Annotated in this window: 6 protein-coding genes; 1 reads left to right on the top strand and 5 read right to left on the bottom strand. The window is 70.8% G+C overall.

The window, feature by feature from the left end; genetic code table 11:
* Positions 1-397: 397 nt before the first annotated feature.
* The 3 genes from ABT367_RS22400 to ABT367_RS22390 all read right to left on the bottom strand — a co-directional run bounded on the left by ABT367_RS22400 (position 398) and on the right by ABT367_RS22390 (position 4,135).
* Positions 398-1,165 (bottom strand): TIGR03936 family radical SAM-associated protein, encoded by a 768-nt coding sequence (locus ABT367_RS22400; protein ID WP_352254842.1) that lies wholly within the window; start codon positions 1,163-1,165, stop codon positions 398-400.
* Positions 1,166-1,213: 48 nt separating this feature from the next.
* Entirely contained in the window at positions 1,214-2,491 is a 1,278-nt protein-coding gene (locus ABT367_RS22395) for a hypothetical protein (RefSeq protein ID WP_352254841.1), read from the bottom strand.
* A gap of 591 nt (positions 2,492-3,082) precedes the next feature.
* Positions 3,083-4,135: an amidohydrolase family protein gene (locus tag ABT367_RS22390; RefSeq protein WP_352254840.1), complete on the bottom strand. Its 1,053-nt coding sequence runs from the start codon at positions 4,133-4,135 to the stop codon at positions 3,083-3,085.
* Between the two features lie 196 nt (positions 4,136-4,331).
* Between ABT367_RS22390 and ABT367_RS22385 the strand changes: the two genes are divergently transcribed.
* Positions 4,332-4,961: a hypothetical protein gene (locus tag ABT367_RS22385; protein WP_352254839.1), complete on the top strand. Its 630-nt coding sequence runs from the start codon at positions 4,332-4,334 to the stop codon at positions 4,959-4,961.
* 53 nt (positions 4,962-5,014) lie between these two features.
* On the opposite strand, the gene ABT367_RS22380 is transcribed toward ABT367_RS22385, so the two are convergent.
* The gene (locus ABT367_RS22380; protein WP_352254838.1) at positions 5,015-6,964 is read right to left on the bottom strand and encodes a TIGR03960 family B12-binding radical SAM protein; all 1,950 of its coding nucleotides are present in this window, start codon (positions 6,962-6,964) and stop codon (positions 5,015-5,017) included.
* Positions 6,965-7,023: 59 nt separating this feature from the next.
* Positions 7,024-8,544 carry a CYTH and CHAD domain-containing protein gene (locus ABT367_RS22375; RefSeq protein WP_352254837.1) on the bottom strand — a complete coding sequence of 507 codons (1,521 nt, stop codon included), beginning with the start codon at positions 8,542-8,544 and terminating at the stop codon, positions 7,024-7,026.
* Between the last annotated feature and the right edge of the window lie 9 nt (positions 8,545-8,553).

Raw genomic sequence — 8,553 nt, 5'->3', positions numbered from 1 at the left:
TGGTGAATCCGGCCGCCTGGGCGCCGATCGCACCGCCGGACAGGGCGGCGAGCACGCGCCGGCGGCGCGGCGGCAGCTTGTCGCCAGGTGCGGTGTTGTTGTTCTCGGCGTCCCCGGACGTACCGGGTTCGGTCGGCTCGAGCATGCGGGCGGTTCTCCCGTCACGCTCCCGGGCGCCGCGCCGGTGCCGATGACGTCCGCGGCCATGGCGTGAGAACCGGGCCACTCGTCCGGCAGGCGCGGGCGCCGCACGGGAGCTGTATGTGTCTGTCTCGCCGGTTCCGATACGCGGTACGCACGGCCTGGCGAAAGTCTGGTGGTCGGTGCGCGGCCCGACCCAGGTGGCTCCCGAGTACAAGGGCTGCGCGGTTCGGCGACCGTCCCTACGGAACCTTCCTTAGCCCTGCGCTGCCGCGGCGGTCGGCTCTGCGTCCTCTTGGGTGGAGGGCGCGGCCGCCTCGCGGTCGGGCGCGAGCGGGTCGGTCACCGTGCCGGACTCCTCGTCGAACGGCCCCTGGGCCAGCCTGGTCACCGCAGCGGGGACCGGCGGCACCAAGTCGGCTACGGCTCGGAGACCGGACAGAACGTCGTCGGGTCGTACGGCAGGCGATGCATGCCTTACAACCAGCCGCAGTATCGCACAGGGCTCGGTCCCCGGCCTATCAGCCCGGGTTTCGAGTGCCTGCAGATCAGCGACGGCGCCGCGGGCGTCGAAGGTGCGCATGCCGTTCTTCGTGAGCCGTCCGACTTCGACGGTCTCGGCATCGAGGAACGCCTTCACGGCGGCCTGGGCCTGTGCGAGCTCGACACCGTCGAGCCTCAACTCCCAGACCGAGGCCTGCAGCCGGTCCGCGAGACCCGAGATCCGGGCCTCGACCGCCTCGGTGATGTCGAGCCCGTCGGGCAGCGACTCATCGAGGAGGACACGGAGCTGCGCGGGGTCGCGCTTCTCCGTCAGAGCGATCTCCAGATACTCGGCCTCACTGCCCGTGCCGGTGGGTGCGGCATTGGCGTAGGACACCTTGGGATGCGGCGTGAAGCCCGCCGAGTACGCCATGGGGACCTCGGCGCGACGCAGGGCGCGCTCGAAAGCACGCTGGAAGTCGCGGTGGCTGGTGAACCGGAGGCGGCCGCGCTTGGTGTAACGCAGTCGGATGCGCTGCACCGCGGGTGCGGGCGGCGGGCCTTCGGGCTGTCGCTTGCCCAGTGTCAGTCAGTCCTTCGTGAACTTCACCGCCGCCGCGTTCGGCAGCGGCTGATGGTGTGCAGGTGCGGTCGTACTGCTACCTAGAGTACGTGCCTGAGCGGCTCCCGGTTCCCGCCGGTGCTTTTGTACGGGGATGGGGGCGGCGTCACGAGCAGGTGCGCCGAACAGCATCCGCCGGATGTCGGCCCGGGTCTGACGTGCGCTTTCGCGGGCCGCGGCAAGGGCCTTGCGCGCGCTGCGACCGGCCTCACGCACCGCCTGCCCGACCGGCCTGAGGACGGCGTCCCGTACGAAATGGCCGACGGGCGTGAGGACCGTCCGGTACGCCCACCGCACGGGCTCCACGAAGATCCAGCGCAGCAGCGTTCCGATCGCACGGCCCACGGCCCGCGAGATCCGCCCGGCGATACGCCAGGCGTGCCCCAGCGCATCGCCGACCTCCCGCGCCACGACGCCGATCGCCTTCCCGACCGGCACGAGCACCCAGCGCCACACGGCGACGACGGGCACGACGAAGATCCACCGCAACAGCGTCCCGGTCCCCCGGCCGACCCAGAGGAGGCCGTGCCCGACGGGCGTCAGGACGTACGCGTACGCCCACACGGCCGGCGCGACCACGAGCACCCGCCCCATCCACGCGAGCCCGGCGAGCACCATGGCCCCGAGCCAGAGGAGCCCCCGCCCGACGGGGGCGAGCACGTACTGCCACAGGGCGACCCACGGCCACACGAACAACGCCTTGCCCAGCCAGCCGAGCCCGGTCCCGAGCATCCGCCCCAGCCAGGCGAGCCCGTGCCCGACCGGCGTCAGGACGTACGCGTACAGCCACACGGCGGGCACGACGAACAGCACCCGTCCCAGCCATCCGAGACCGGCTCCCACCGGCACGACCACGTAGCGCCACAGCGCCACCCACGGCCACACGAACAATGCCTTGCCGACCCAGCCGAGCCCGACCCCGAGCATCCGCCCCAGCCATCCGAGCCCGTGCCCGAGCGGAACGAGCACCTGCTCCCAGAGGAACACCGCGGGCACGACGAACAACATCCGCCCCAGCCAGGCCAGACCCCGCCCGACGGGAAGCAGCAGCGTCCGCTGCAGAAACTTCCCGCTCACGACCAGCGCGTCCCACACCATCCGCACGGGCACGACGAGCACCAGCACGACGATCCGTACGGGAATCCTGATCGCCGCCGCGATACAGCCCTCGGGCCCGTCGGCCGGCGGGGGCACAGGAGCTGCCGGGACGGCCGGTGGCGTCGCGGGCACTTTCTCGAGGTCCATGACAGTCAGGACGCGTCAAACCCCGCGACGGATGCGCCCGGGTGTTGCGACCCAATAACACCTGATCCCAGCCCGAGTCGGCGGCACTGAGCCACGCGACCGCCTTCCCCTACCGGCCCCTTCCCGAAACTGGGGCTGCGCCCCAGACCCCGTATCCGAACTTCGTCCGGATGTCCTCAAACGCCGGCAGCCGCGGAACGAAACCCACCCACCCGCGGGGTGGACCAGCACCCCCACCGGCCGTCAGCCGCGTACCGGCGTAAGGGGACGGGGTGGGGTGCATTGTCATTCGGGCGCCCCCGTCGGAGACGGCAACCCTTCGCGGAAGCGGTGCCATTGCCCGAATGAGCAAGCACCCCACCCCGGCCCCGACCCACGACGAAACCGCACGCGACAGCACACCGGCAGAAAGCCGCACACGAAGCAGCCCCACAACGAAACCGCACGCGCAGCACGCACCCGGCCGACAGCCGCACACGAAGCCGCACCAGGCGAAAGGGGGGCCTGGGGGCGCAAGCCACCAGCGGGGGCCCGGGGGCAGGGCCCCCGTGACAGCACCCCGGGGACAGACCCCCCGCGCCCAGCCCACGCTCAGCGCACCACAAACCCCCGCACCACAATCCGCCGAGGATGCCTCAACACCCCCGGCTCCCGCCGCGGATCGAGGTCATACACGGTGAGATCCGCCGCCCCACCCTCGACAAGCCCCGACAGCCCCAGAAACTCCCGAGCAGCCCAACTCGCCGCCCCCACCGCCACATTCACCGGAAGCCCCGCCGCCACAAGGTGCTCCACCTCCGAGGCCACGTTCCCGAACGGCGCCGAATCCGTCCCGGCCAGCACCGTCACCCCCGCATCGTGCGCCTCCCGCACCCGCCGGATCATCGTGTCGTGCCCGGAAAGCCACAGAGCGGCCCGCGCCGTCCCCCGAGCGGCCACCTCGGCGCGACTGCCCGCGAAGGCCGTCAGCGTGGGGACATACGCCGCCCCGTTCGCGGCCATCAGCCCGAGACACTCCTCCGGCATCCCCATCCCGTGCTCGATGGAGTCGATCCCGGCCCGCGCCGCCTGCAACACCCCGTCGGCGGACTGACAGTGGGCCGCGACCCGCCCACCGACCGCGTGCACCGCCTCGACGACGGCCCGCATCACCTCGTACGGAACGGACGGCGCATCGAAGTCCCAGTCCCCCATGATCTTGCACCAACCGTCGTTGGCCAGCGCCTCCTTGGCCGCAGCCTCCGCCAACTCATCGGTCACGGTGTGGAATTGAGCACTCCGCGAGAGACCGGCCCACGCAAGCCACCGCCCCGCCGTGATCATCCGCGGCGCACCCGGCGCCTCCCGCACCTCATCCGGCACCTCACCGGTCAGCCCGGGAAACCGCAGCGCCGCCGTCCCCGCGTCCCTGTGCGCGTCGATCTGCTCGGCGAAGAGTCCGGCGTCGAACCCGGGCGGCGTCGAGGCGTCCCCGACGACCCCCGGATGCGTATGCACATCCACAAGCCCCGGCAGCAGAAACCCACCGTCGGCCAGCGTCACGCACTCGGCACCCGGCCGCTCGAAGGTGATCCGGTCGCCCAGAATCCACAGGTCACGACGGTCGCCGTCGGGCAGCACGGTCCCGCGCACATGAAAGGCCATGGCCGGGAAGTCTGCCCGGCCGCACGGCCCCGGACAAGATCGGTCCCGCCGCATCGGCCCCCCTCACGAGCGACCCGGGAGCGATAGCCTGCGCCGACACGCAAGCGTTGGGGGGCCGTTGCGCAAGAGGAGAGGGCTGAACCGGGGCAGAGATGTCTCAGGTCTGCTGGAGGACCGAAGGTCGGCGACCATCGCCGTGACGATCTGGCTGGTCTGCGCTGCCGTCGGCACGATCGCCGTGTGCACGGCAGTCCTCGCGGTCGTCCAAGCAGCCGAGCGGACCCGGGCCGCGCAGGGCGAGGGCGGCATCCGGGGCTCGGTGGTCGTCATCCGGGAGCAGACGCACACCGAGTCGCACGACGAATACTGCGTCGGCCGTTTCGTCCCGACCGAAGGAGCCGAAGCAGCCGAAGGGGCCGAAGCAGTCGAGGGGACCCAATCCACCGGAACCCCCAAAGCAGCCACCGCAGGCGATGAAGACCCGCCCCTCGACCGCACCGTCGTCGAACTCCCCGAGGGCGAGCAGTGCCGTCCCGAGAAGGTCTACGCCGACGCGCGGCTGGTCCCCGGACGAGGTTTCCCCGCTCCTGAAGCGGACCCCGCGGTCTTCGTCGTGGGAAGCGACCCCGCACGCGGCACGCTCATCACCACCGCGGTCCTCGTGACCCTGCTGTTCGTCCTGCCCTTCGGCGGATTCGCGCTGGCCATGGCCTTCCCGATGCTCTCGGCGCTGTACGGTCTGGCGACCCGCGGCCGCACAGCACCCACGCGGAGCGGGCCGCCCGGCCTGTCGGATCACCGCACGGAGAACGAGAACGGGCCGTGACCTCCCGGTCACGACCCGCCCGTTCACACCACGTCACGCCACGTCACGCCACCTCAGTGCGCGTGCCCACTCGTCTCGGGCTGCTTGACCATCAGCGGCAGCAGCTTCTTGCCCGTCGGGCCGATCTGGATGTGCGTGTCCATCTGCGGGCATACGCCGCAGTCGAAGCACGGCGTCCAGCGGCAGTCCTCGACCTCGGTCTCGTCGAGGGCGTCCTGCCAGTCCTCCCAGAGCCAGTCCTTGTCGAGACCCGAGTCCAGGTGGTCCCAGGGCAGGACCTCCTCGTACGTACGCTCACGCGTCGTGTACCAGTCGACGTCCACGCCGTACGGCTCGAGCGCCGTGTCCGCGCACTTCATCCAGCGGTCGTACGAGAAGTGCTCACGCCAGCCGTCGAAGCGGCCACCGTCCTCGTACACGGCGCGGATGACGTCGCCGATGCGGCGGTCGCCGCGCGAGAGCAGGCCCTCGACGATGCCGGGCTTGCCGTCGTGGTAGCGGAAGCCGATGGAGCGGCCGTACTTCTTGTCCCCGCGGATCTTGTCGCGGAGCTTCTCGAGACGCGCGTCCGTCTCCTCCGCGCTGAGCTGCGGGGCCCACTGGAAGGGAGTGTGGGGCTTGGGGACGAAGCCGCCGATGGAGACCGTGGCACGGATGTCGTTCTTGCCCGAGACCTCACGGCCCTTGGCGATCACGGCAGTTGCCATGTCGGCGATCTGGAGCACATCGTCATCGGTCTCGGTCGGCAGACCGCACATGAAGTAGAGCTTCACCTGGCGCCAGCCGTTGCCGTACGCGGTCGCGACGGTCCGGATGAGGTCCTCTTCGGAGACCATCTTGTTGATGACCTTGCGCATGCGCTCGGAGCCGCCCTCGGGCGCGAAGGTCAGACCCGAGCGCCGGCCGTTGCGGGTCAGCTCGTTGGCCAGGTCGACGTTGAAGGCGTCCACGCGGGTCGACGGCAGCGAGAGGCCGATCTTGTCTTCCTCGTAGCGGTCCGCGAGCCCCTTGGCGATATCGCCGATCTCCGAGTGGTCCGCGGAGGACAGCGACAGCAGACCGACCTCTTCGAAGCCGGTCGCCTTGAGACCCTTCTCCACCATGTCGCCGATGCCGGTGATGCTTCGCTCCCGTACGGGACGCGTGATCATGCCGGCCTGGCAGAAGCGGCAGCCGCGGGTGCAGCCGCGGAAGATCTCCACGGACATGCGCTCGTGCACGGTCTCCGCGAGCGGGACCAGCGGCTGCTTGGGGTAGGGCCACTCGTCGAGGTCCATGACGGTGTGCTTGGAGACGCGCCACGGCACGCCCGAGCGGTTCGGCACGACGCGGCCGATCCGGCCGTCGGGCAGGTACTCGACGTCGTAGAACGCGGGGATGTAGACGCTGCCGGTCTTCGCGAGACGCAGCAGCACCTCCTCGCGTCCGCCCGGACGGCCCTCGGCCTTCCAGTGGCGGATGATCTCGGTCATGTCGAGCACGGCCTGCTCGCCGTCACCGATGATCGCGGCGTCGATGAAGTCCGCGATGGGCTCCGGGTTGAAGGCCGCGTGGCCGCCCGCGAGGACGATCGGGTCGTCGAGGCCGCGGTCCTTGGACTCCAGCGGAATGCCCGCGAGGTCCAGGGCCGTGAGCATGTTCGTGTAGCCCAGCTCCGTGGAGAAGGACAGGCCGAACACGTCGAAGGCCTTCACCGGGCGGTGCGAATCCACGGTGAACTGCGGGACCTGGTGCTCGCGCATGAGCGCCTCCAGGTCGGGCCACACGCTGTACGTGCGCTCGGCGAGCACGCCCTCGCGCTCGTTGAGGACCTCGTAAAGGATCATGACGCCCTGGTTGGGGAGACCGACCTCGTACGCGTCCGGGTACATGAGCGCCCAGCGGACGTCGCACTCCTCCCACGGCTTCACGGTGGAGTTCAGCTCTCCGCCCACGTACTGAATCGGCTTCTGCACATGCGGCAGCAGCGCTTCAAGCTGGGGGAAGACGGACTCGACAGGCATCGCGGTGACCTTCGATGAGCTGGCAGGGGTGACCCTCAAGGCTAACGTGTCCCGCGGGGTTACTTGACTTCCTGCAGGCCGGAGGCGTATTCGGGGTGCTCCTGCGGGCTGAGGGCGGGCAGATCGCGCTCGCAGTCGGCGGCCGCACGCTCCTCGCGGCCGTACAGCAGCCCGTACGTGAAGGAGCTCTCCCCGGCCGCCGCAGCCTGGGCCGCGATCTCGCGCAGGGCCTCGCGGCACATCACGGAGTCCTGGTGTTCGCCGAGGAGTCCTTGCAGGCTCTTCGCGTACGAAGCCATCGCCTTGGCCGGTTTGCCGAGCGCGGGGGTCGCGAGCTCGGCGGCGTAGCGCGTGCGCTTGGCCTTCTTGCGGGCCTCGTGCATCTCCAGGTCGCGCTCGGGCGAGGACGGTACGTCCAGCGCCCGCCGGATGTGGTCGGCGAGCTTGCGGTGGTCGCGCAGGACCGCCTTGGGCAGTACGTCCGCGGGGGCCTTGCCGGCCGCGGGCAGCACGGGCGGTCCGGCGAGCAGGGCGTCCAGGGTGTCGAGCAGCGCGAGGTAGCGCTTGCCGTCGAGGACCGCGGTGACATGGCGCTTGGTGCCGCTGCGCCGAGCGGCCGACCAGGTGCGCAGACGGGTGCGCACGGGTCCGGCGGTCAGGTGCCGGGGCAGCTCGGCGACGGCGGTCTGGATGCGCTCGGTGAGCACCTCGCGGTCCCGGTCGAGGCCCAACTCCCCTGCCAGCCACTTGAGTTCCTCACCGATCGGGTCGGTGACGGCGCGGTCCAGGATCTTCCCGTAACTGCGGAAGGCGCTGCGCATCCGGCGCGTGGCCACCCGCATCTGGTGGACGGAGTCGGGCTGGTCCTGGCGTACGGCGGGGTCGAGGGCGACGAGGGCGTCACGCTGTGCGCGGAGGTAGGCGAGGACGTGTTCGCCGGCGGTGACCGGCTTGGCGGGGGCGATCGGCTTGACGGGTGCGACTCCGGTCTCGCCGAGTGCGCGGGCCAGTTTGGAGGCGGAGCCGGAGGGCTCGATCCCGGCCTTGCGCAGCCGCTTCTCGACCTTGTCGAGGAAGGCGGGGTCGACCCCGTCGGCCAGCTCGACCTCGATCTCGGTCCAGGCCGTGGAGCCGCCGCCCTCAGTGAGCCGGTCGGCCTGTACGGCGTCGATGCTGACCTCGGCGAGCAGCGCACCGTCCGCGTCCACGAGGTGGCGGAGATCGCGCTCGGAGCGCAGCCGTACGACCGGGACCAGCTGGCGTTCGCGGACCCTGGAGCGGACGAGACCGGCGAGCACGCGCGGCACCCCTGCGGAGAGCGGGGCGTGCACCTCGTCGCGCACCCCGGTGGAGACCGGCAGCTTGAGGTGCCAGCCGGCGTCGTCGCCGCCGGTGCGGCGGCGCAGGGTGCGCGAGGAGGCGGCGAGCCGCAGATCCTCGGTGTCGTAGTAGACGGCGTCGAGTTCGGTGATGCCCTTGTCGATGACGGACGAGACGCCCGCGACCTTGGCCAGGGAGGGCAGCTTCCCGCCTGGACCGGCTTCGTACTTCCGCTCGATCTCGCGCTTCGTCTCCGCCATGAAGCGAAT

Source organism: Streptomyces mesophilus (genome assembly GCF_040300965.1).
In the GTDB taxonomy this organism is placed as follows: domain Bacteria; phylum Actinomycetota; class Actinomycetes; order Streptomycetales; family Streptomycetaceae; genus Streptomyces; species Streptomyces mesophilus_A.
Note: the sequence above shows the minus strand (reverse complement) of the source record. Positions and strands in the feature narration are given on the sequence as shown.